General features: G+C 66.0%; 21 protein-coding genes. 12 read left to right on the top strand and 9 right to left on the bottom strand.

Translation table 11 applies throughout. The features are described from left to right. Positions 1-56 precede the first annotated feature (56 nt). The 3 genes from FHW64_RS30680 to FHW64_RS30670 are packed head-to-tail and all read left to right on the top strand — an operon-like array spanning position 57 to position 4,572. Entirely contained in the window at positions 57-1,265 is a 1,209-nt protein-coding gene (locus FHW64_RS30680; protein WP_184532596.1) for an efflux RND transporter periplasmic adaptor subunit, read from the top strand. After that, positions 1,262-3,217 carry a MacB family efflux pump subunit gene (locus FHW64_RS30675; protein ID WP_184532495.1) on the top strand — a complete coding sequence of 652 codons (1,956 nt, stop codon included), beginning with the start codon at positions 1,262-1,264 and terminating at the stop codon, positions 3,215-3,217. Before FHW64_RS30680 ends, FHW64_RS30675 begins: the two co-directional genes overlap by 4 nt. Then, positions 3,214-4,572 carry an efflux transporter outer membrane subunit gene (locus FHW64_RS30670; RefSeq protein ID WP_184532493.1) on the top strand — a complete coding sequence of 453 codons (1,359 nt, stop codon included), beginning with the start codon at positions 3,214-3,216 and terminating at the stop codon, positions 4,570-4,572. Before FHW64_RS30675 ends, FHW64_RS30670 begins: the two co-directional genes overlap by 4 nt. Positions 4,573-4,970: 398 nt before the next feature. Here FHW64_RS30670 and FHW64_RS30665 read toward each other — a convergent pair whose 3' ends face one another. Beyond that, positions 4,971-5,636, bottom strand: a complete 666-nt coding sequence (locus FHW64_RS30665; RefSeq protein WP_184532491.1) for a GntR family transcriptional regulator — start codon at positions 5,634-5,636, stop codon at positions 4,971-4,973. A 104-nt stretch (positions 5,637-5,740) separates the two neighbouring features. Between FHW64_RS30665 and FHW64_RS30660 the strand changes: the two genes are divergently transcribed. From FHW64_RS30660 to FHW64_RS30625, 8 genes are all read left to right on the top strand, one after another. Next, complete coding sequence (locus FHW64_RS30660) at positions 5,741-6,682, top strand: 3-carboxyethylcatechol 2,3-dioxygenase (protein WP_184532489.1); 942 nt, start codon at positions 5,741-5,743, stop codon at positions 6,680-6,682. A 1-nt stretch (position 6,683) separates the two neighbouring features. After that, on the top strand, positions 6,684-7,121 hold the full coding sequence (locus FHW64_RS30655; RefSeq protein WP_184532487.1) for a nuclear transport factor 2 family protein: 438 nt from the start codon (positions 6,684-6,686) through the stop codon (positions 7,119-7,121). Positions 7,122-7,139: 18 nt separating this feature from the next. Continuing rightward, positions 7,140-7,532: a cupin domain-containing protein gene (locus FHW64_RS30650; RefSeq protein ID WP_184532485.1), complete on the top strand. Its 393-nt coding sequence runs from the start codon at positions 7,140-7,142 to the stop codon at positions 7,530-7,532. Positions 7,533-7,581: 49 nt separating this feature from the next. After that, the gene (locus FHW64_RS30645; RefSeq protein ID WP_184532483.1) at positions 7,582-9,198 is read left to right on the top strand and encodes an FAD-dependent monooxygenase; all 1,617 of its coding nucleotides are present in this window, start codon (positions 7,582-7,584) and stop codon (positions 9,196-9,198) included. A 63-nt stretch (positions 9,199-9,261) separates the two neighbouring features. Continuing rightward, entirely contained in the window at positions 9,262-10,119 is an 858-nt protein-coding gene (locus FHW64_RS30640) for a fumarylacetoacetate hydrolase family protein (protein ID WP_184532481.1), read from the top strand. A 26-nt stretch (positions 10,120-10,145) separates the two neighbouring features. Beyond that, positions 10,146-11,117, top strand: coding sequence for a tripartite tricarboxylate transporter substrate binding protein (locus tag FHW64_RS30635; RefSeq protein ID WP_184532479.1), 972 nt, complete (start codon positions 10,146-10,148; stop codon positions 11,115-11,117). 33 nt (positions 11,118-11,150) lie between these two features. Then, positions 11,151-12,125 (top strand): tripartite tricarboxylate transporter substrate binding protein, encoded by a 975-nt coding sequence (locus FHW64_RS30630; RefSeq protein WP_184532477.1) that lies wholly within the window; start codon positions 11,151-11,153, stop codon positions 12,123-12,125. A 34-nt stretch (positions 12,126-12,159) separates the two neighbouring features. Next, positions 12,160-12,729, top strand: coding sequence for an NADPH-dependent FMN reductase (locus FHW64_RS30625; RefSeq protein ID WP_184532475.1), 570 nt, complete (start codon positions 12,160-12,162; stop codon positions 12,727-12,729). A 113-nt stretch (positions 12,730-12,842) separates the two neighbouring features. On the opposite strand, the gene FHW64_RS30620 is transcribed toward FHW64_RS30625, so the two are convergent. From FHW64_RS30620 to coxB, 4 genes are read right to left on the bottom strand one after another with little or no spacing between them, the layout of a single operon-like run. Continuing rightward, entirely contained in the window at positions 12,843-14,153 is a 1,311-nt protein-coding gene (locus tag FHW64_RS30620) for a ferric reductase-like transmembrane domain-containing protein (RefSeq protein ID WP_184532473.1), read from the bottom strand. Between the two features lie 6 nt (positions 14,154-14,159). Next, positions 14,160-14,498 (bottom strand): hypothetical protein, encoded by a 339-nt coding sequence (locus FHW64_RS30615; protein ID WP_184532470.1) that lies wholly within the window; start codon positions 14,496-14,498, stop codon positions 14,160-14,162. Then, positions 14,495-17,032, bottom strand: a complete 2,538-nt coding sequence (ctaD, locus tag FHW64_RS30610; protein WP_184532467.1) for a cytochrome c oxidase subunit I — start codon at positions 17,030-17,032, stop codon at positions 14,495-14,497. The genes FHW64_RS30615 and ctaD overlap by 4 nt, the downstream gene beginning before the upstream one ends. Beyond that, positions 17,029-17,718 carry a cytochrome c oxidase subunit II gene (gene coxB, locus FHW64_RS30605; RefSeq protein WP_184532465.1) on the bottom strand — a complete coding sequence of 230 codons (690 nt, stop codon included), beginning with the start codon at positions 17,716-17,718 and terminating at the stop codon, positions 17,029-17,031. The genes ctaD and coxB overlap by 4 nt, the downstream gene beginning before the upstream one ends. Before the next feature lie 54 nt (positions 17,719-17,772). On the opposite strand from coxB, the gene FHW64_RS30600 reads away from it, so the two are divergent. After that, positions 17,773-18,282: a DUF2231 domain-containing protein gene (locus FHW64_RS30600; protein WP_184532463.1), complete on the top strand. Its 510-nt coding sequence runs from the start codon at positions 17,773-17,775 to the stop codon at positions 18,280-18,282. Here the strand turns inward: FHW64_RS30600 and FHW64_RS30595 are convergent. The 4 genes from FHW64_RS30595 to FHW64_RS30580 all read right to left on the bottom strand — a co-directional run bounded on the left by FHW64_RS30595 (position 18,246) and on the right by FHW64_RS30580 (position 21,498). Then, a complete protein-coding gene (locus FHW64_RS30595) occupies positions 18,246-18,758 on the bottom strand; it encodes a CopD family protein (protein ID WP_184532461.1) in 513 nt (170 codons plus the stop codon). The two genes, FHW64_RS30600 and FHW64_RS30595, sit on opposite strands and share 37 nt — an antisense overlap. Beyond that, positions 18,755-19,480, bottom strand: a complete 726-nt coding sequence (locus FHW64_RS30590) for a cytochrome c oxidase assembly protein (RefSeq protein WP_184532459.1) — start codon at positions 19,478-19,480, stop codon at positions 18,755-18,757. The genes FHW64_RS30595 and FHW64_RS30590 overlap by 4 nt, the downstream gene beginning before the upstream one ends. A gap of 131 nt (positions 19,481-19,611) precedes the next feature. Further along, positions 19,612-20,730: a hypothetical protein gene (locus FHW64_RS30585; protein WP_184532457.1), complete on the bottom strand. Its 1,119-nt coding sequence runs from the start codon at positions 20,728-20,730 to the stop codon at positions 19,612-19,614. Between the two features lie 87 nt (positions 20,731-20,817). Beyond that, positions 20,818-21,498, bottom strand: coding sequence for a Fe2+-dependent dioxygenase (locus FHW64_RS30580; protein ID WP_184532455.1), 681 nt, complete (start codon positions 21,496-21,498; stop codon positions 20,818-20,820). Positions 21,499-21,548: the final 50 nt, after the last annotated feature.

Genomic DNA, 21,548 nt, shown 5'->3' with positions numbered 1-21,548 from the left:
AGGACTACCCGATTCGCGCTTTCGAACGTCATCCATGCATGAGTTCTTTCGAATCGATGCCCGCGGACGTTGCGCCTCGCGGGCGGCGGGCTTCCGTGAAACGCCTGGCTGCAGGGGCTGGCGCCGTCGCGCTGCTGTCTGCAGCCGGCCTTTGGGCGTTTGGCCCGTCGGCCGAAGGTCACTACGAATCCACGACCATCTCCCGTGGCGACATCAAGGCCACCGTGGATGCGATCGGCACGCTACAGCCGCGGCGCTACGTCGAGGTCGGTGCGCAGGTCTCGGGGCAGGTGCGTCGTCTGCACGTGCGCGCCGGCGACGTGGTCGAACAGGGCCAATTGCTGGTCGAAATCGACCCCACGGTGCAGCAGGCGACCGTCGACGCAACGCGGGCTCAACTTGCGGGCCTGCAGGCGCAACTTGCTGATCAGCAAGCCAGCCATCGACTCGCTCGCCACCAACACGCACGCCAAATGCAGTTGTCGCGAGAAGGTGCGACGCGCGACGAGGATCTCCAGATAGCAGAGGCCGATCGAGACAGGACTGCGGCCCGCATCGACGATCTCAAGGCGCAGATCGACCAGGCGAATTCGACGCTCAAAGGCAACCTCGCGCAACTCGGCTACACCCGCATCCACGCACCGATGGCGGGCACCGTGGTCTCGCTCGAAGCCCGGGAGGGCCAGACTCTCAATGCGACCTACCAGACGCCGAACGTGCTGCGCATCGCGGACCTTTCGTTCATGACCGTGTGGACGGAAGTGTCCGAGGCGGAGATCCGCCGGGTTCGCGCCGGCATGCCCGTGCAATTCACGACGCTGGGCGCGACGCCCGGTCAGCCGAAGCGTCAGTGGAGCAGCACGGTGCGGCAGGTTCTTCCCGCGCCACAGCAGCCCGAGGGCAAGACCACCGGGACGGCGCTAGCGCCATCCACGAGCAAGGTTGTGCTCTACACCGTGCTGTTCGACGTCGCGAACGCCGATGGCGAGTTGATGCCGCAGATGACCGCGCAGGTCTCCTTCGTCACCGCCGCAGCGCGCGATGTCCTGACCGCGCCGTTGCCGGCATTGCAGCCGGTCGCGGGCAAGCCCGGGCGCTACAAGGCGCGCGTGCTCGGCACCGACGGACAAGCGCAGCCACGCGAAGTCCGCATTGGCGTGCGCGATCGCCTTGTCGCCGAAGTACTCGAAGGCTTGACCGAAGGCGAACTGCTCGTCACAGGCGAACGGCCGGCGCAAAGCCGGCTGCGGAGATTCCAGTGGTGAGCGCTGCTGTGGATCGCCGGTCACTGATCTCCATCGAGGGTCTTCGAAAGCGCTACGGCGGACGTGGCGGCGCGCCGGAGGTCGAGGTGCTGCGTGGTGTGTCGCTCGAAATCGAGGCCGGCGAGTTCGTGGCCATCGTGGGCGCCTCGGGCTCCGGCAAGTCCACTCTGATGCATATCCTCGGGTGTCTCGATCGCCCGAGCGCCGGTCGCTATCTCTTCAACGGCCATGACGTGGGCACACTCGATCGTGATCAGCTCGCGTGGCTGCGCCGCGAGGCCTTCGGCTTCGTCTTCCAGGGCTACCACCTGATCGCAACTGAATCGGCACTGGAGAACGTTGAAGTGCCCGCGCTCTATGCAGGGCAGCACGAGGGGCAACGGAAGGCACGCGCGCGGTCTTTGCTCGAACGGCTCGGACTCGGTGACCGCATCGACCATCGGCCGCACCAGCTCTCGGGCGGGCAGCAGCAGCGCGTGTCGATTGCCAGGGCCCTGATGAACGGAGGCCGCGTCATTCTTGCGGACGAACCGACGGGCGCGCTGGATTCGAAGAGCGGCGAAGACGTGATGACGCTGCTTCGTGATCTGGCAGAAGCCGGCCATACGGTGATCGTGATCACCCACGACCGCAAGGTCGCGGCGGCGGCCAGGCGAGTGGTGGAGATCCGCGATGGCCAGATCGTCGCGGACAGCGGAAGCACCGTTTCCGCACCCGTTGTGTCTGTGCCAGTTCGGCCGGCAACGCGCACGCGGGGTGCATCGCTTCCCTCCGAACTGCGCGACGCCTGTCGCGCGGCGTGGCGTGTGCTGTGGATCAACCGCTTCCGCACCAGTCTCACGCTGCTCGGCATCGTGATCGGTGTGGCTTCGGTCATCGTGATGGTCGCCATCGGGCTGGGCACGCGGCAACAGGTCGTGGCACAGGCCAGCGCCTTCGGAGCCAACCTGCTCTACATGAGCTCTGTCGGTGCGAGCTCGCGCATTCCCGGACGAAGCGTCACGCTGGCCGACCTGCAGGCGCTCACCGAGATCCCGCAGTTGGCTCACGTTTTGCCCAACGTCACAGGCAACAAGGTGGTCCGATTTGGGGAGAAGGATCTGCAGACCTATGTGCGCGGGACGGGTGCTGCGATGCCCGAAGTACAGGACTGGCCGGTGCGCCTGGGCGGCTTCTTCAGCGCAGAGGACGATCGTGACCTTGCCGCGGTGGCGGTGCTGGGTCACAAACTCGCACGCGACCTGATGCCGGATTTGCCCAACCCGGTGGGCCAGCATGTCCTGATCGAGAACGTACCGTTCCAAGTCATCGGTGTGATGGCCGAGAAAGGGAGTGCAGCCGGAGACCAGAGCTACGACGACCTCCTTCTGATGCCCTTCACGACCGCCGGAGTCAAGCTCTTTGGCCAGCGAGAGCCCACCTATACCGCGATGACAGTGCAAAGCGGTGCGAGCGTGGACGATGCAGAAAAGGCGGTCGATGCGGTCATGTTCGAGCGCCATGGCATCCGCGACTACCGCATCGGCAATGCAGCGGCTGCCATTGCAGCCAAAGCCAAGACTGAAGACAGCATGACCTTGCTGCTGGCGCTCATTGCCGCAGTCTCTCTGCTGGTAGGTGGCATCGGCGTGATGAACGTGATGCTGATGACGGTTCGCGAGCGCACGCGCGAGATCGGCATTCGCATGGCGACGGGCGCGCGCCGGAGGGACATCCTGCGGCAGTTCCTCACCGAGGCCGTACTGGTTTCCGTGGTGGGCGGCAGCGCGGGCGTCGCACTGGGCCTTGGCGTCGGGGCCGCTTTGATGGCCCTCGGCGTACCTGCGATCTTCTCGCTGCGCGCCATCGTCGGCGCCTTCCTGTGCGCAACGGCCACGGGATTGGTGTTCGGCTTCATGCCGGCGCGCCAGGCGGCCGGACTCGAACCTGTAGTTGCACTGGCGAGCGAATGAAAAAGAGCAGTTCGATGCTGGCGATGTTGCGCATCCTCGGATTGGCCACAACGATCGCGATGACGGGGTGCGCGAGCAGCGCGCCTTCTGCGCCCGAGTCCACCGCCGCTGCGATAGAGGCCGATCCTTGGTGGGAAACCTTCGGTAGTCCCGAGCTGACTGCGATGGTCGAGGAGGCCAATGCACAGAACCTCGATGTGGCGGCCGCCGGTGCGCGCGTACGTCAGGCCGAGGCACGGGTGCACGATGCCGACGCGGGGTCCTGGAGCGGGATCTCGCTCGGGGTGGATGCGGGGCGAACCGCGCGTATCAAGTCGGGTGCTTCGGATGCAACGACCACCTACGCGGGCGCTCTGGTCACCAGCTACGAGGTCGATCTCTGGGGCCGCTTGCGCGGGGAGAGCGCTAGTGCCGTTGCCAGCCTTCGCGCCACCGAATTCGATCGCGACGCGGTGCGTCTTTCTGTCAGCGCGGGCACCGCAATCGCTTGGATACGAGCCGTTGGAATGCAGGAGCGCGTGGTGATTGCGGAGCGAAATGTCGCGGATGCCGAGCGGCTGCTCGTACTGGTTGAGGCGCGCAATCGCGCCGGGGCGGCGACGCCACTGGAACTGGCCCAGCAACGTGGCATCACTGCGAGCCAGCGGCGTGCCCTGGAGTCGACGCGGCGAGCGGTTCTCGAAAGCAATGTCGCACTCGCAACCTGGCTTGGGCGCAAAGAGCCCATGTCGCCCGGCTTGCGATCGCTCGAATCGCTGCGCCTCCCATCCTTCGACAACGAACTGCCTTCCAATCTTCTCGTACGTCGCCCTGACATAGCGCGTGCCGAGGCGCAACTCGCAGCGGCGGACGCCGACATCGCGGTGGCACGCGCCGCCATGCTGCCTTCACTTTCGCTCTCGGCTGCCATCGGGACCGGTGGACGACATTGGCGTGACTTGATCGAGTCGCCGATCTACACGTTGGCTGCCGCCATTGCGGCACCCATCTTCGATTCCGGAAGGCTCGCGGCAACGCGGGACCTGTCGGTGGCGCGTCGGGATGAGGTGCTCGCGGGCTACAGATCGAGCATCGTCTCTGCATTCGCCGAAACCCAGAGTGCGCTACAGGCGCTCCGTGCGCACGAAAAGGAAATCGAGCAGCAGGACGGAGTGGTGAAACAGGCTCAGCGCGCTGTGGCCATTGCCGAGAGTCGATATCGTGCCGGAGCCGAGACCTTGCTTGTGCTCCTGGATTCGCAGCGCACGCTCTACACCGCGTTGGACGAGGCGGTGGAGTTGCGGATTCACCGATTTCTCGCCTCGGTCGACCTGTACAAGGCACTCGGAGGCGGGTGGGGAAGGAGCGAAGGCTGACGCCGTTAGTGCTTAGGCTTCGACTCTTCCTATCCCGGTCCACTGCGAAGGACTGATGCTCCTCAGGCACTGTGGTGGGTCCGCGCAACGCGAATGGCACTCTGGTGAGGCCGCTGATCGCGGCGTAGAGGCGGATGGTGACGTAGGCGATCAGGCACGACAGATGATCTAGGTGTCTGCGGGCCATCAGTTCTAGGCTTTCCAGACAACATGCGGCGGTCAATCTATGCGCGTCGCTCTCGCTGGGTATGGTGGAAGAATCGCCCCTAGCGAGGGGCCTCGAGGCATCGGTGGCGTGATGGAAAAGACGACCTCCGCCTCTTCGTTGCCGTTGTTGCCATAGCGGCGACAGGAAGGCCGGCGCAGACCTTGCCGGGATGAGAGAAGCCGCGAGTGCCTCAGCCCGCGAGGCCTGACTTCACCACGATTCGCGCGGTCTCCTCGAAGTGGTGACGCAGCAGGGCGCAAGCGCGGTCCGCGTCCCGCTTCAGGACGGCATCAAGGATCTCGCGGTGCTCCTTCTCCACGTCGCGCTTGCCGGCTGCCGCCACTGGCGCGGACCACCGGCGATAGAGGTCGGTGGACAGGGAAAGGTTGTTGGCGACGCGAATCATCGGCTCGCAACCACAGGCCGAGATCAGGGTCTGGTGAAACGCGCGATGGGCATCCGACCACTCCTCGCTGATCCGGGATGGGTCCTCGCTGCTGCGGCGAGGCGTCCTGGTCAGGCGGTGATGGGCCGCGATCAGGCTGGTCTCCCATTGCAGGTCGCCGCGCTCGATGGCCAGGCGCAGGGCCAGCGACTCGGTCACGCATCGCAGCTCGGTGACGTCCCGGAACTCCTGCAAATCCAACTCGGGAATGAAGAAGCCGCGATTGGTCCTGGCGGCGACGAGGTTCTCTCCGACCAAGCGGGTGAGGGCCTCTCGCACCACGGTCGTGCTGGTGTCGAAGCGCTCGGACAACGCTGCCGGCGCCAGCCTGTGCCCGGGCGCCCAGTCGCCCTCGAGGATCGCGCGGCGAATCCGTTCGAAGACAGGGGCATCGGTGGTGAGAGTCGTCATGGCTGAGATTCTACTATCCATGAATAATATATTCTTTGTTGACAAGTAGCTTTTAACCGTCATAGTATTCAGTCATCGCGAAGAGAAACAAGGAGACGGACTGAATGACGCTGGCTTTGTGTGCCTTGTCGCACTCACCCCTTTTCGGGATCAACGACCCCGGGCCGCAAACGATCAATGGAGTGGTGACTGCGCTGGACGAGATGCGCGCCTTCGTGCGCGACTTCGATCCCGAGATCACCGTGGTCTTCGGGCCCGATCATTTCAACGGTGTCTTCTACGACATGATGCCGGCCTTCTGCATCGGCTCCGGTGCCGTCTCGGTGGGCGACTGGGGCACCGAGCCGGGGCCTCTTCCGGTCGATCGCACGGCGGCTCGCCAACTGGTCCGTGCCGTGCTGGAGGCGGGCGTAGATGTCGCCCAGTCGGAGCGCTTGCACGTCGATCACGGCGTTAGCCAGCCGCTGGAGTTCCTGTTCGGCAAGCACTACACGCAGCAGATCGTGCCGGTCTTCGTCAATGCCGTCGGGCTGCCGCTCGGTCCGATGCAACGCGTGCGCTTGCTAGGCGAAGCAGTGGGCCGGGAAGTCGCGAGTTGGGGCCGGCGCGTGCTGATGATCGCTTCCGGCGGCCTGTCCCACGACCCGCCCGTGCCGCGTCTCGAAGGTGCGCCGCCGGAGGTCGTCGCGCGCCTGATCGACGGCCGCAATCCCACGCCCGAAGCGCGCGCGCTTCGGCAGAAGCGCGTCATCGAAGCGGGTAGGGCGCACGCGCTTGGCGGCGCCTCCTTCCAGAAGATCAATCCCGAATTCGACGCACAGGTGATGGACACGCTGGCATCCGGACGCCTGACGGACGCCGATGCCTGGACCAATGAGTGGATCGAGCGCAGCGGCGGCCATTCGGGCCACGAGATCCGCGCCTGGCTCGCGGCCTTTGCGGCGCTGTCGTCGCGTGGGCGCTACCGCGTGACGAACCGCTGGTATTGGCCTGTCGACGAATGGATGACCGGCTTCGGAATGATGACTGCCACAGAGGAAGACTGAAATGGAGCAAGCGACACTGGACCGACCGACGCTGAGCGTGGAGCTCCGCCTGGAGATCCAGGCACTGACCGCCGACCACGCCTATCGCCTCGACCATGGCTCGGCGAACACGCTGCATGAACTCTACAGCGCCGATGGCGAACTGCTCGGCCTGCCCCCGCGCGATCTCGTGGGTCGCGAAGCCATCGCGGCCTGGGGCGCCGAACGCGTCAAACTACCGCGCGTCTCGCGCCACGTCGAGACCAATCACCGCCTCTGGTGGAGCGACGAGGGGCTGTGCGGCACGCTCTACGCCAGCGTCTTCCGCAGCGAGACCACTGATGCGGTCGACACCACGCCACTGATGGTGGGCGACTACGAGGACCTGTACGTGCAGGAAGACGGCCAGTGGCGCATTCGCCGCCGCGTCATCCGCAAGGCCTTTCGCGCGGCGCGCTGAAGCCGACCGGTGCCGACCATGACCGACTCCACCACCCGCCCGAAGAACGCCGCGCGCGTGTTCCGCATGGACCAGATGCCGCTGACCGAGGTTCGCCCGGGCTTCGCGCGCACCGGCCTGCGGTCCGATGGCGCCGTCACCACCATCAACTGGTTCGACCCTGGCTACAAGACGATCGGCCCGCATTCGCATCCCTTCGACCAGCTCAGCTACGTCCTGTGCGGCGCGATGCGGTTCTTCGTCGGCGACGAGACCTTCGACGTCGTCTCGCCCGCGGTGCTCTACATCCCCGGCGGCGTGCCGCATTGCGCCGAGCCGATCGGTGACGAGCGCGCCCTGAACGTCGACGTCTTCGCGCCGGTGCGAGAGGACTACCTGCCCTTGTGCGAACACCAGGGCTTCATCGCCTGAACGAAGACGCCGCTCGAGCGCGCGCTTCAAAACATTTCCGGAGACTTCCATGAACGACAGCGTCGACACCGACGTGCTGGTGATCGGTGCGGGCCCCATCGGCCTGACCGCTGCCAACCTGCTGGCGGACCAGGGCATGCAGGTGGTTCTTGCCGAGCGCAACCCGACGATCACGGACGAGCCACGCGCCATCAGCATCACCGACGAATCGCTTCGCGTGATGGCGGAGATCGGTGTGCTGGACAAGCTGCTGCCCGAGATGCTGGTCGACACCGGCGCGCGCTATTTCGGTGGCAAGGGGCAACTGCTGGCGGAAGTGGCCGCGAAGAGTGCACGCCTCGGCCAGCCGGCCAAGTCTCAGTTCGATCAGCCGATCCTCGTTGCGCTGCTGCTGGAGGCTGCGCAGACGCGGACCGCCATTGATCTGCGCTTCGGAACCGAAGTCGCGGCGATCATCGAACGCCCGGGGCATGTCGAGGCTGAACTCGTCGTCGGCAACGAAGGGCCGCAGCGGGTGCGCGCGAAATGGATCGTGGCTTGCGACGGCGGCCGTAGCCCGGTGCGCACGCAACTCGGCATTCCGCTCGAAGGCTCGACGCAGGTCGAGAAGTGGATCGTGGTGGACGTGCTCAACACGCCCGGGCAGCCGGAGCGCTTCTCGCAGTTCCACTGCAACGGCGTGCGGCCCTGCGTGGTGGTGCCCGGCGTCAAGGGCCGCTGCCGCTACGAGTTCATGCTGCTGCCCGGTGAGGAGCCGTCGGTGGTGACCGAGCCGGCCTTCATCATCGATCTGGTCGCGCCGTACCAGCGCATCGTGGCATCGGACATCCGGCGCGCCGCCGTCTATGTGGCGCAGCAGCGCATCGCCGCGAGCTACCGCGCCGGCCGCGTGCTGCTGGCGGGAGACGCGGCCCATCTCATGCCGCCCTTCGCAGGGCAGGGGCTCAACGCCGGTGTGCGCGATGCGGCCAACCTGGCCTGGAAGATCGCAGCACAGGTGCGCGGCCAGGCGACCGACTTGCTGATCGACAGCTACCAGACGGAACGCCGTCCGCATGCGGAGCAGATGGTGCGGCTCTCGCACCGCATCGGCAAGGTGGTGATGAGCACGAACCCGCTGGTCACCGCGTTGCGCGACATCGCGGTCGTCGCGCTCGGCATCGTTCCGCCCGCCAAGCGCTGGCTGGTCGGCATGAAGTTTCTGAAGCAGCCGCACTTCACGTCGGGTTGCGTGGTGCCGCCGGGCGCCGACTTGCCGAAGGCGGCCGCCGGACTGGTCGGCCGTTCGCTGCCGCAGCCTACGGTGCAGCGCGGCAACGGTGATCGCGTTGCACTGGACCGGATGCTGGGCGCCGGCTGGGCGGTACTGCGGTTTCCGCGGGACTCGACGCTGATCGAGCTTCAGCCCATGGGGAACAGTGCCGGCCGGCGAGAAAGCGTCATCGACCTCGATGCGTCCTTCGTTGCGCTCGCAGGGAGCGGCGTCGCGCTCGTGGTGCGGCCCGACCGCTATGTGGCGGCGGCCGCGTCCGCCGATGGCGAGCACGCGGTGCTCCAGTCGCTTGCGACCTTGGTGCCCGAGCTCCCGTCCTTCCTGAATGCCGCGCCGCCGCGAGATGGCGCGGCGCTTCGCGCTCCCTTCGCCGCTCGCACGCAGACGCAATGAACAACGCGCGGCGCAGCGCCTGAACCTCCCCAGCAACTTTCACTTTTCTGACCAAGGAACACCATGAAACTCATGAGCTTTGAACACGCCGGCAAGGCGAGCTTCGGCGTCGCGTCCGGCGACGGCGTCTTCGACCTTTTCAAGCTGCTGGAAGGCCGCTACGCCGACCTCAAGAGCCTGCTCGAAGGCGACGGTCTCGCAGCAGCGGCAGCCGCCATCCGGGGCCGCACGCCCGAACTGAAGCTCGCCGACGTGCGCTTCCTGCCTGTCATCCCGAACCCCGGCAAGATCTGGTGCGCGGGCCTCAACTACGGCGAGCACGTGCGCGAAACCGGCCGCGAAGTCAGCGAGAAGCCAATGTTCTTCCTGCGCGTGGCGGACTCGCAGGTCGGCCACGGCGAAGCGATCCCGCGGCCGCCGGAATCGGTCAAGCTGGACTATGAAGGCGAGATCGCGATCGTCATCGGAAAGGGCGGCCGCCGCATCTCCGAGGCCGATGCCTGGAGCCACATCGCGGGCTACGCCTGCTACAACGACGGCTCCGTGCGCGACTGGCAGATACACACCGGCCAATGGGCGCCCGGCAAGAACTTCTGGCGCACCGGCGGCTTCGGCCCCTGGATGGTGACCTCCGACGAGATCGAAGCGGGCGCCACTCTTTCGCTGGTGACGCGCCTGAACGGCACCGAAGTACAGCGCGCCACCACCGACATGATGCTGCACAGCATCCCGCGGCAGATTGCCTATGCATCGACGGTCGCGCCCCTGCAGGCCGGCGATGTCTTCGTGACCGGCACGCCCGGCGGCGTCGGCGCCAAGCGCACGCCCCCGCTGTGGATGAAGCCGGGCGACGTGGTCGAAGTCGAGGTCGAGCGCGTCGGCATCCTGCGCAACACCATCGTCGACGAGCAGGTCGGCTGAATCATCGAACCGCTGAAAGGTCCTCCATGTTCAGGAAACTCCTGCTCTCCCTTGCAGTGGCCGCGGCAGCCGCCATGCCCGTGATCGGACTCGCGCAAGCCTTTCCGACCAAGCCGATCACGATCATCGTTCCGTTCCCGGCCGGGGGCGCCTCCGATGCATCGACGCGCATCGTGGCGCAGAAGCTCGGCGACAACCTCAAGCAGCCGGTGCTGGTCGACAACCGGCCCGGCGCCGGCGGGCAGATCGGCGCTTCCACCGCGAAGCGGGCTCCGGCCGACGGCTATACGCTGTTTCTCGCCAACAGCGGCTCTCATGCGGCCAATCAGGCTCTGTACTCGAAGCTCTCGTACGACCCGGAGGCGGATTTCGATCCGATCATCGAGACCGTGCAGATCCCGCAACTGCTGGTGGTCCCGGCCGACAGTCCGGTCAAGACGGTCGCCGAGCTGATCGCCAAGGCCAAGGCGGCCCCGGGCACGATCAGCTATGCCTCCCAGTCCGTGGGCGCGGGCGGCCACATCGCTGCGGAGATCCTGCGCTCCAGGAACGGGCTGCAGATCAATCACGTGCCCTACAAGGGGTCCGCGCCGGCGCTCACGGACCTTGTAGCCGGACGCGTGGACTTCATGTTCGATGCCATTCCGTCCTCGCTGCCCTTCGTCAAGGACAAGCGGCTGCGCGCCCTGGCCATCGACGCGCCGAAGCGCTCGCCGCTGCTACCAGACGTGCCGACGCTGGTGGAGCAGGGCCTGACTGGCTACGAGGCGAGCCCATGGTTCGGCCTCGTCGCGCCCGCCGGCACGCCCAAGCCGGTGATCGCGAAGCTGCATGACGAAGTCGTCGCCGTGCTGCGCACTCCCGATGTGGTGAGCCGGCTCAACGACCTGGGCATGACGGTCGTCGGCGGCACGCCGCAGGAGTTCGCCAGGCTGATGAAGGCCGACACGCAGCGGCTGGGCGTGGTGATCAAGGAGTCCGGCGCGAAGCTGGATTGACGCGGCGACCGCCGCATCCATGGAGACAGACGGATGAACAACTTCTTGCGCGGCAAGCGGCCGCTCGTGCTCGGACTGCTGCTGGCGTCGGTAGCCTGCGGCGCCGCCACACAGGACTACCCCTCGCGGCCGGTGCAGATGGTGGTGCCCTTCGCGGCGGGCGGCGGCCTCGACCTCAACGCACGCAACCTCGCCGAGGCCATGTCCGAGGGCCTCGGGCAGGCCATTGCCGTGAGCAACCGCGATGGCGCGGCAGGGACCATCGGGCTCAACGTGGTGGCGAGCGCGCGACCCGACGGCTATGTCCTCGCGTTCACGCCGGCGGTGCCGCTGTCGAGCGAGCCACACCGGCTGAAGTCGCTGGCCTACAACCTCGACTCGTTCCGCTATGTGTGCCAGGTCTTCGACAACATCTTCGCGATCGCGGTGCCGGCGAACTCGCCGTATCGCAACATCGGGGACATCCTCGCCGACGCGCGCAAGGACGCGGGCCGGGTGAGCTACGGAACCTCGGGCACGGGCTCCATTCCGCATCTGGGCACTTCGGACATCGAAGCCACGACCAAGGTCACATTGACGCATGTGCCTTACAAGGGCGACGCCCCGATGCTGCAGGACCTGCTGAGCGATCGCCTGAGCTTCGGCGCGGTGCTGGTGAGCTCGATCACCGGGCACCTCAACTCCGGCGCGCTGCGGCTCATCGCGGTGTATGCCGACAAGCGCCATCCGTCGTTCCCGGACGTGCCGACATTGAAGGAGGCCGGCGTGCCTGTCGTGCAGGCGAGCTTCGGCGGTGTGCTCGCGCCAGCGCGTACGCCTGATACGGTCGTCGCGAAGCTGGAGTCGTCCTGCAAGGCCGCCGTGGCTTCGCCCAAGTACCAGGACTGGGCGCGCCGCGCGAATCAGGTGGTCGATTTCCGGCCCGGTAAGGAGTTCGAACGGAACGTTCGCGAGGACAGCCGGCTGAAGGCGGCCACAATCCAGCGCCTGGGCTTGAACAGCCCCTGAGGCTGCGCAGCCATTCCATTGAACCGACTTTCAAATGACCCAACCGATTCTTCACACACTGATCTGCAGCACGCGCCCTGGGCGCGTCGGTCCCGGCGTCGCCGAATGGGCGCATGCCGCCGCCGTCGCGCATGGCGGCTTCGATGCGCGCCTCGTCGACTTGGCATCGTTCGGTCTTCCCGTCTTCGATGAGCCCGAGCATCCGCGTCTTGGCCGCTATGTCCATGAGCACACGAAGGCGTGGAGTGCGAGCGTGAACGCGGCGGATGCGTTCCTGTTCGTGCTGCCCGAGTACAACTACGGTCCGCCGGGTGCGTTGATCAACGCGCTCAACTATCTCGTTCGAGAGTGGCAGTACAAGGCAGTGGGCTTTGTCAGCTACGGTGGTGTGTCCGGTGGCATGCGTTCGGTGCAGGTGACCAAAGGCCTTCTCACCACTCTGAAGATGGTGCCGATGTTGGAAGCAGTGGCGATTCCTTTCGTGGCGCAGCAGCTTCAGGCCGAAGGCGGCATCGCAGCCAACGCGGTGCATGGTGCCGCGGCGACCGCGATGCTCGACGAGCTTCTCCGATGGACGAAGGCGCTCCAGGGGCTGCGGGCGTAGCCAACGTCTGAGTTGCTAGTTCGACTATCGGTAGCAAAGCTCGCGGCGACAAAGTCGACGAATTCGCGGACCCGAAAGCACCATCGCCCGCCTGTCGGGATCGGCCACTGTTGTCAGACAAAGCTGTACCGCTCCGAGTGGTACTTGGAGAGAGGCACCTTCATCTCGCCGAGCGCCGCTTCGATCGCATCCATCATCACGTCGGGCCCGCAGATGAAGTACTCGTGATCGGCATAGTGCGGCGGAAGGTGCCGCTTGAAGAGGTCGGCGTTGATGTAGCCGCTCTCGCCGCTCCAGCCTTCGGGCGGTTGCGAAAGCACGTACACCACTGTGAGGTCGATGCGCCGCGAGAGCGCGTCGAGCTCTTCGCGGAAGGTCATCGATTCAAGATCCTTGCCGCCGTAGAGAAGGATCAGCGGGCGTTTGTCGCCGCGATCGGCGAACGTGCGGATCATGCTCATCATCGGCGTGATGCCGATGCCGCCAGCAATGAGCACGTGCATGTCGGCTGGGTTGCCGATGGTGAATGCACCGTAAGGACCGTCAAGGTAGACGCGTCGCCCGACCGGCACCTTCGCGATGTTGCGCGTGAAGTCGCCAAGGTTGCGGATCGTCATCTCGATGCGGCCGTCGTTCGCCTCGGCGCTCGACGAGAACGAGAACGGATGGCCGGTGATCTTGAAGGGGCTGCCCCATAGCGTGATCCAGCCGAACTGGCCCGGCCTGAAGCGGAAGCCCGCATGGCCGTCGGGGTGCATGACGAGGGTCGTGGTGTCGCCGCGCTCGGGTCGCACTTCGGTCACCCGGTAGGGACGACGCAGCATGAAGAGCGGCTTGAACACGCGCACGTAGAAGAGCAGCGCGATCCAGAAGATCGTCATGCAGATCCACAAGATGCGCTTCCATGGGTCCGCCAGATAGAAGCCCCAGCCGACCATGTGCAGCAGTCCGCCTCCGACAGCAGCCACCGCGAGAACGATGTGACTGATGTGCCAGAACTCGTAGCTGATCTTCAGTCGCGTGCGCCACAGCGCCATGATCACAAGGAGCACCACCGAGCCCAGCGACAGAACGGCGAAGACCGCGCCCATCGGCACCTCGGCGAGCGAGTCGGGCATCGCGAGTTTGTCCGACCCTGCGGCGATCAGGATGGCCGGATGCACCACCACCAAAGCCACCGCAGTCAGCGAGATCCGGCGGTGGAAGTGGTAGATGACGTCCTCGCCCCACGGGTCCGTGACATGACGGAAGCGCGCAGTGAGGCCGAACTGGAGCCCCATCATCGCGAGCCCGCTGTAGCCGAGCGCGACCGAGAACTCGGTCCAGAAATCGCGGGCGGGCGGCATCGCGCCCGCAAGCAGTGCCAGCAGCGGCGCGAGGATGAAGAGCAGGTAGATGGCGGCCCAGATGGTCCTGCTTCGCATGGGGCCTCAGATGCAGGTCGTGAGAAGGAGCGGCGGGCCGAGCACGAGCACCGTGCTCGCGAATGCCGTGATGACGGTCCAGAGAATGGCCTGATGCAGGAAGCTTCCGGTCTTGCCGGTGGCCGGGTCGGGCCGGCCGCGCGCGAACTTGCTCCACATCCAGCCGATCACGACCAGGTGGGCGATGAGCACCAGCACGAGGCTCCAGCGCAGCGCGCCGGTCGACCAGCCGAAGGCGCATCCGATGGCATGCAGCGCATACAGAACCACCAGCGCCACGCACCACACGGTGAAGGCGGCTCCGAGCCACCACACCCGGCCGGGCGGCACGACGACTGCATTCATGGCCGCACTCCCAGGACAGTCACCAGTGCGGGCAGCGAGAGCACGAGGCCGATCGCGATGATGCCGGTGACCAATGTGTAGTCGAGCCACAGCCGTGTGAGCCGCAGATCGTTGAAGCGGCGCTGCGACACATGGCCGCTGCCGATGCGCTGGGCATTGCTGATGAGGAACAGCAGGCCCACGCCCGCATGCACCACCACGTAGCCGAGCAGAACGCATGCCGTCGAACCCAGCGCGTGTTTGCTCGGATCGGGTGTCACGCCCATGATGAGCTGCACCACTTGCGAGATGGCCGCGAGCAGCGCGATCGCAGTGAGGCCGATCCATCCCCAGGGCTTGCCGCCGCGTTGCACGATCCGGAGCGAGCCGCGCGCGGTTGCCACCGCGACCACGAGGCAGGCGATCGCGCCGAAGGCCAGCATCTTGCTCGGCTCGGGGGGCGTCATCTTCTGCCAGTCGGCGCCCGCCAGCCACAGATAGAAGGTGCCGAACACCAGCGACGTGAAGAGCGTGCCGTCGGCCACCAGCGCGCAGATCAGCGAAAGCCACGAGGGCGCGCTCGGCGATTCGGTATGCGGCGGCACCGCGACCCCGCGGCCTACCGGCAGGGGACCGTAGTCACGCGGCAATCCCGCGTTGCGCGCGCCATGGACGAAGAGGCCCAGCGTGACCAGCGCGAACAACGCCGACAACCAGTAAGCCTTGAACAGGAAGCCGAGCACCACGCCCGCAGTGACGATCGCGGTGACGAGCGGCAGATAGGTCGGGTTCGGCAACACGATCAGTTGCTCGGGCTTGCCGCTGGTCGCGTGCACGCCGAGGGCTTCCTGCCAGCCGTTGCGCGTAGACCCGAGGTAGCCCTCGCCGCGTGCGAGCGTGATGGCGAGTTCGCTCTTGGGCACGCCCTCGGTCTCCGGTCCCACGTGCGGGATCGATGCGAAGGCATAGGGCGCGGGAGGAATCGGCATCGCCCACTCGAAGGTCTGCGCCTGCCACGGGTCTCGCCGCACGCGCCGGCCATGGCGAAGCTGCACGACGAGGTCGATCACCAGCAGCCCGAAGCCGATCGTCATCACGAAGCCGCCGACGGAAGACAGCAGGTTGAGCCAGTTCCAGCCCTCGTCGCCCTGGTAGGTGTAGATGCGCCGCGGCATGCCGAGCAGGCCGGTGAGGTGCATCATGAAGAAGGTCATGTTGAAGCCGATGAAGATCAGCCAGAACGCGGGCACCGAGAGTTGATGCACCGCAGTGCGCCCGGTGAGCAACGGCAGCCAGTAGTAGACCGCGGCCATCATCGGGAACGCGAGCGCGCCGGCCACCACGTAGTGCATGTGCGCGACCACGAAGTAGGTGTCGTGCGCCTGCCAGTCGAAGGGCACCATCGCGAGCATCACGCCGGTGAGCCCACCCATCGCGAAGATGAAGAAGAAGCCGAAGATGTAGAGCATCGGCACGTCCCAGCGCGGCTTGCCGTGTGACAGCGTCGCGAGCCATGCGAAGACCTGCACCGCAGTGGGCACCGCGACGATCGCAGAGCCGGCCGAGAAGAACGCGAGCGCGAGGTGCGGAATGCCCACCGTGAACATGTGGTGCACCCAGATGCCGAAGCTCAGGAAGGCCAGCGCGATGATCGCGACCACGATGATGCGATAGCCCACCAACGCGCGCTTGGCGAAGACCGGGATGATGGTCGACAGCACTGCCGCCATCGGCAGGAAGATGATGTAGACGTCCGGGTGGCCGAACAGCCAGAACAGGTGCTGCCAGAGCAGCGAGTCGCCGCCGCGCGTCGGGTCGAAGAAGGGCAGGCCGAAGGCGCGCTCGATCTCCAGCAGGATCGAGCCGAGGATCAGCGGGGGGAAGGCCACGATCATCATCAGCGCGGTGACGAGGATGTACCAGCCGAAGATCGGCATGCGGTCGAGCGACATGCCCGGCGCGCGCATCTTGAGCACCGAGACCACGATCTCCATCGCCAGGGAGAGCGCCGAGATCTCGACGAAGGTGATGCCCAGCAGCCAGATGTCCGCGTTCATGCCGGGCGTGAAGACGTTCGAACTGAGCGGCGTGTACATGAACCAGCCGCTGTCCGGCGCAACGCCGAGGATCAGCGAGGCAGTCACGATGGACGCACCGAACAGATAGCACCAGTAGCCGTAGGCGGTCAGGCGCGGGAACGCGAAGTCGCGCGTGCCGAGGATCTTCGGCGTGAGATAGACGGCGAAGCTCTCCACCATCGGGATCGCGAAGAAGAACAGCATCATCGACCCGTGCATGGTGAAGACCTGGTTGTAGGTCGCCGGGTCAAGAAAGCCGGAATGGGGCGTCGCGAGCTGCACCCGCGTCAGCATGCCTAGCACGCCCGCGATCAGGAAGAACGCGAAGGATGTGATGAACATCCGCATGCCGATGACCGAGTGATTCACCGAGGCAAGCCGCTGCCAGCCGGGGCCGGTCGCCCAGATCCGGGTCAGTTCCCGGTGCAGCCGCAGCGCCTTCGCGCCTTCCGGCTGGGGATCGACGGGTCCGCTCATTTCCTTGCCTCCGGTGCCGCGCGTGCCTGTTCGAGCGCGGCTGAGAATTCGCCCTGTGCGTACACGATCACGCCGAATCGCATGCCGGCGTGGCCGAGGCCGCAGAACTCGTCGCAGGTGCCTTCGTAGCGTCCGGGCTGGTCGGCCTGGATGCGCAGGCGGTTGACCCGGCCCGGTACCGCATCGACCTTGCCGGCGAAGCGCGGCACCCAGAAGGCGTGGATCACGTCCTTGCTCGTCACGACCATGTCGACTGGCGTGCCCGCGGGCAGCAGCAGCATGTTGCGCGTCTCGGCGCCGCCATGGTCGGGATAGCGGAAGGTCCAGTTCCACTGTGCCGCGATGGCCTCGACGCGCTGCGGCGGCGCGGCGCCGGGCAGGGGCAGAAGACGTTCGCCGGTGACCAGCCCGTAAGCCAGCAGCGGCAGCAGCACGATCGCTGGCAGCACCAGCCCGCCCATCACGACCCACCGCGTCGGCGACACGCTGGATCCCCAGCCCGGACGTCGAACGACCTGGATGAAGATGCCGACGACCAGCAGGAAGAGCACTGCCGAGCCGATCAACATCACCCACCACATGGTGGCGATCGAGGCGGCGGCGGGGCCCGAAGGATCCAGCGCGGACAGCGGTCCGCGGCAGCCCGACAAGGCCATCAACGATCCGGCTTGGAGCGCAGCGCGCATGAGGCTAGGATGGCCGCCCATCGACAACGGCATGCGCTTCAAAGGAGAAGAACCATGGCGAACAAAGGCAACGCGACCTCGGCCAAGAGCGAAGTCCTGCTCGAGCTCCAGCGTCTCGACGTCGGCTCCGCGGTCGCTGTGGTCGGCCATCCGCTCCATGTGATGCTGGTGCACTTTCCGGTGGCCTTCGTCGTGGCGACACTCGGCGTCGATGTCTTCTACTGGTGGTCGGGCGACCCCTTCTGGCTGCGTGCAGGCCTCTGGGCGGCCGGCATGGCGTTCTGGAGCGGCGTGGCCGCGAGCATCGTCGGCACCGGTGAGCTGCTGCTGGTGCGCGGCATACGGGCGCACGAGGCGAGCTGGTCGCACGCGGTCGCAGCGATGACGCTGGTCGCCATCGCGGGCGCGAGCTGGGGTGTCCGGTTGACCGATCCCGCTTCGGTGTTGCCGCACGGGTTGATGCTGTCCGTCCTCGGGTCGGTCATGGTGGGCTTTGCCGGCTGGCATGGGGGCAAGCTCGTGTTCGATCATGGCATCGGCATCCTGGTCTCGCCGAAGGATTGATGCCACAGGCGTGAGAGGCCGCCGGGCTCGAAGAGCCGCACCGCGAACTGGTTCGAGTCGATGTGCGGCTTGGCCAGCACCACCCAGACGATCGCGGTGATCAACACCAGGTACGCCACTGTCAGCGTCACGAACGAGACGCGGCCGAAGCGGCCGGTGGGCAGGAAGAGCTGGTGCATCACCAGTCCGGCGACCACGTGCAGCATGGCCATCAATCCGACGAAGACCATCTTGATGGAGAACCACTCGACGAAGGTGGTCTGCAGGAAGATGAGCGCGGTGCCGCTTGCGATGGCGATGAAGGCAGCAGGCGAGGTCAGGTCGACATAGACCAGGCGTGTGACGCGGTGCAGGCGATCGAGCTCCGCCCCGGGGCTGAGCAGGCGACGTTGCCAGAACAGGTAAGGCAGCGCGATCAAGCCGCCAGACCACACTGCGATGGCGGCCAGATGCAGGAACTTGAGAAACGTCGTCACAGCGCCGGCTCGCTAGGTCGGAGGCTCGCCCATGCCGTGTAGAGGCCGACAGCCAGATAGGGCAGCATCGCCGGCACCCACATCAGCAGGCCCGCGAGTTGCTGGTCGGCCAGCGGCGTGAGGCCCCATGGCAGCGTGCTCGTGAGGTGGACCGGATAGAGCGGCACCGATGCAAAGACGATCACCGCGCCGAGCAGGCCCATTTGCGCGACGGTCGCGACCAGCGCGATGAGCGCAGGACCGGAGGACTCTGCGGGTGCCAGGATCGCGCGCCACATGAGCCATGCGCTACCGAGCAGCGAGAGTTGCATCAGCCAGTACGCCGGCACGCTTGCGAGACCCCACGCATAGGGCCCCGGTGCATGCCACAGCCAGAGGACAACCGCGTGCGCGGCCACGACCATCGCGAGAGGTGGATAGCCCAGACGCGGCAGCGGAAACGCCCTCGCGAGAAGCGGGGCCACCGCGGCAACCAGCACGACGTGATGGAACACCCGCGCCGAGAACAGCGCCGACGACAGCGCGCAAAGCGGCGAGACGAAAACCAGCACCATGAGCGCCACCGCGCCCCATCCCGCCCGCGAATCGGACGAGCGACCGGTGCTGATCACGGCAGCCAACGCAGCCAGTGCAGCGATGAGCAACGGATCGGTGTTCCAGCGAACCCAGAGGTTCTCGGGGAGCGCTGCTGGACCACAGTAGGCAATCAGGAAGTCGGGCATCGCGATCTCCTTCCTCCTTCGACTTGGCACGGCGACGCGGCGTCGCCTGACGAATTTGCCGCAGGATAGGCCCTGTCAGCCCGCTGCTCAAGCGCCGAGTGTTCGCGTTGACAAACTTTGTGTGGGGTGGCCTATTGACCTGCCCCGTCCGGAAGCCCGAGCTTTGCGCGAATGGTTCGGGCTGTGAAGGTCGTCTTCATGCCGAGTTGGTCGGAGACGTCGATGTCGCTCATGCCGTCCTGAATCAGCCTTGCAGCGTACGCGTTGCGCACCAGTTGCGGGCCATGGAAGGCGGCCTCGTGACCCAGCGATTCGAGCGTGCGCTTGACGCAGCTCGTGATCACGCGCTCGGCCAGGTCGGGCGCCACCGGACTGCAGGCATCGCCGAGGCCGCCGCCGACGAGTTCCGCTGACATGACCTTGTCCGCCTGCCCCAGGAAGAGCCGGTTGGAGCGGCGGCCGTCCTCGTCGTGGGCGCGGCGCATCTGGACGATGCGAAGGCCGCGCCGGGCGTCGAGCCAGCCCTGCATCGCCCTTGCCAGCATCGGCCGACCGACAAGCGGGCGCGTCACAACCTGACGGTGCCCCGGAGAGCGGATCACCACCGTGCCGTTTGGCTGGATCGTGACGTTGCGCGGGATCAGCTTGCAGATCTCGGACAGCTTCAATCCACACTCGGCGACGATCAACCGCAGCGCGAGATTGCGTGCCGGCGACCACGCCTCGGGTAGCTCGGCGCGTTCTTCCTTGAACATCCGCTGCGCCATCTTTTCGTAGGCCTTCAGAAAGCCGGGGCTCGGGGGCAGCGGTGGATCGGTTTCGAACTGCGACTCGGGCGCAAGCCGTTTCCGCCTGAGCACCGTGGCCGCGTGGTTGGCGTTGAGGATGCCGATCTCGTGAAGGTGCGTGAACACGCGATGGATCTCGGCCAGATAGGTACGCATGGTGCGGACACTGGCCGGCGCGCCGCGGCGTCCCTCCAGCGACTTGAGGAAGGCTTCAATGTGCGTTTGCCGCACTTCGTCGAGTTTCAGCGAACGGCCGGTCAGCCATCGGCAGAACTTGCCCCAAAGCGATTGGTAGAGATTGTTGCTGTGCTCGGCATAGAGCGGGGCGTCGGCATCGCTGGTTGAGACGTCACGCTTCCAGCTCAGGGTCGAGCGCCAGCGGCGATGTGCCTCGATCGGATCCTGCAGCCATGGCAACTCGTCGGTGCCACTCGTGACGGTGAATGCGTATGTGCGGGCCATGGAGAGAAGTGTATGGCGCGGTATATCATGAATAAAGGCCTTGCGAGCGCGGGTGCGCCGACCGGGACGATCAGCAACGATGGGCGCTCAAACCTCCGACCACATCCGCAAGAGGTTGTGATAGTGGCCGGTAAGTGCAACGGTCTCGTCGTTCTCTCCGTGCCGGGCGCGAAGCTTCTGGATGGTCTGGTCGAGCTCGAAGAGCATGCTCCTGCGCCCATCGTCGCGGATCATGCTCTGCAGCCAGAAGAACGAGCAGACGCGCGCCCCGCGCGTCACGGGCTGCACGCGGTGAAGGCTCGTCGATGGATACAGGATCAGGTCACCTGCCGGCAGCTTGACTTCGTGAGTGCCGTAGGTGTCGACGACCTCGAGTTCTCCGCCTTCGTACTCATCGGGCTCTCCGAGGAACAGCGTGCAGGAGAGATCGGTGCGCAGTTGCTGCCCTGTCGCGGGTATCGCGCGCACGGAACCATCGATATGGAAGCCATAGTGCTCGCCGCCTTCGTAGCGGTTGAACAGCGGCGGAACAAATCGCAACGGCAAGGCGGCTGCGAAGAAGAGCGGATTGCGTGCCAGTGCGGCAAGGATCATCGCGCCCAGCTCGCGGCTGACTGCGGAGTGCTCCGGCAGCTGCCGGTTGCGCTTGACCTGCGCACCTTGCGCACCGACGGTCTCGCGGCCGTCGATCCAGTCGGCTGCATCCAGCGCCGTGCGGATCTTGCGTACTTCGTCGGCACTCAGTACTTGGGGCACATGCAGCATCATTTCGTCGATCCTTCAAAAAGCAAAAAGCCCCGGCCTGGCGGCGGGGCTGG

This window comes from Variovorax sp. Sphag1AA (assembly GCF_014192575.1).
Lineage (GTDB): Bacteria > Pseudomonadota > Gammaproteobacteria > Burkholderiales > Burkholderiaceae_C > Variovorax.
The sequence above is the reverse complement of the archived record's forward strand: the minus strand, read 5'-3'. Positions and strand labels throughout refer to the sequence as shown.

Excerpts from the sequence above, each read along its gene's own strand:
- FHW64_RS30680 (WP_184532596.1), top strand. The coding sequence starts at position 57 with ATGCCCGCGGACGTTGCGCCTCGCGGGCGGCGGGCTTCCGTGAAACGC.
- FHW64_RS30670 (WP_184532493.1), top strand. The coding sequence starts at position 3,214 with ATGAAAAAGAGCAGTTCGATGCTGGCGATGTTGCGCATCCTCGGATTG.
- FHW64_RS30665 (WP_184532491.1), bottom strand. The coding sequence starts at position 5,636 with ATGACGACTCTCACCACCGATGCCCCTGTCTTCGAACGGATTCGCCGC.
- FHW64_RS30660 (WP_184532489.1), top strand. The coding sequence starts at position 5,741 with ATGACGCTGGCTTTGTGTGCCTTGTCGCACTCACCCCTTTTCGGGATC.
- FHW64_RS30655 (WP_184532487.1), top strand. The coding sequence starts at position 6,684 with ATGGAGCAAGCGACACTGGACCGACCGACGCTGAGCGTGGAGCTCCGC.
- FHW64_RS30650 (WP_184532485.1), top strand. The coding sequence starts at position 7,140 with ATGACCGACTCCACCACCCGCCCGAAGAACGCCGCGCGCGTGTTCCGC.
- FHW64_RS30645 (WP_184532483.1), top strand. The coding sequence starts at position 7,582 with ATGAACGACAGCGTCGACACCGACGTGCTGGTGATCGGTGCGGGCCCC.
- FHW64_RS30640 (WP_184532481.1), top strand. The coding sequence starts at position 9,262 with ATGAAACTCATGAGCTTTGAACACGCCGGCAAGGCGAGCTTCGGCGTC.
- FHW64_RS30635 (WP_184532479.1), top strand. The coding sequence starts at position 10,146 with ATGTTCAGGAAACTCCTGCTCTCCCTTGCAGTGGCCGCGGCAGCCGCC.
- FHW64_RS30630 (WP_184532477.1), top strand. The coding sequence starts at position 11,151 with ATGAACAACTTCTTGCGCGGCAAGCGGCCGCTCGTGCTCGGACTGCTG.
- FHW64_RS30625 (WP_184532475.1), top strand. The coding sequence starts at position 12,160 with ATGACCCAACCGATTCTTCACACACTGATCTGCAGCACGCGCCCTGGG.
- FHW64_RS30620 (WP_184532473.1), bottom strand. The coding sequence starts at position 14,153 with ATGCGAAGCAGGACCATCTGGGCCGCCATCTACCTGCTCTTCATCCTC.
- FHW64_RS30615 (WP_184532470.1), bottom strand. The coding sequence starts at position 14,498 with ATGAATGCAGTCGTCGTGCCGCCCGGCCGGGTGTGGTGGCTCGGAGCC.
- ctaD (WP_184532467.1), bottom strand. The coding sequence starts at position 17,032 with ATGAGCGGACCCGTCGATCCCCAGCCGGAAGGCGCGAAGGCGCTGCGG.
- coxB (WP_184532465.1), bottom strand. The coding sequence starts at position 17,718 with ATGCGCGCTGCGCTCCAAGCCGGATCGTTGATGGCCTTGTCGGGCTGC.
- FHW64_RS30600 (WP_184532463.1), top strand. The coding sequence starts at position 17,773 with ATGGCGAACAAAGGCAACGCGACCTCGGCCAAGAGCGAAGTCCTGCTC.
- FHW64_RS30590 (WP_184532459.1), bottom strand. The coding sequence starts at position 19,480 with ATGCCCGACTTCCTGATTGCCTACTGTGGTCCAGCAGCGCTCCCCGAG.
- FHW64_RS30585 (WP_184532457.1), bottom strand. The coding sequence starts at position 20,730 with ATGGCCCGCACATACGCATTCACCGTCACGAGTGGCACCGACGAGTTG.
- FHW64_RS30580 (WP_184532455.1), bottom strand. The coding sequence starts at position 21,498 with ATGATGCTGCATGTGCCCCAAGTACTGAGTGCCGACGAAGTACGCAAG.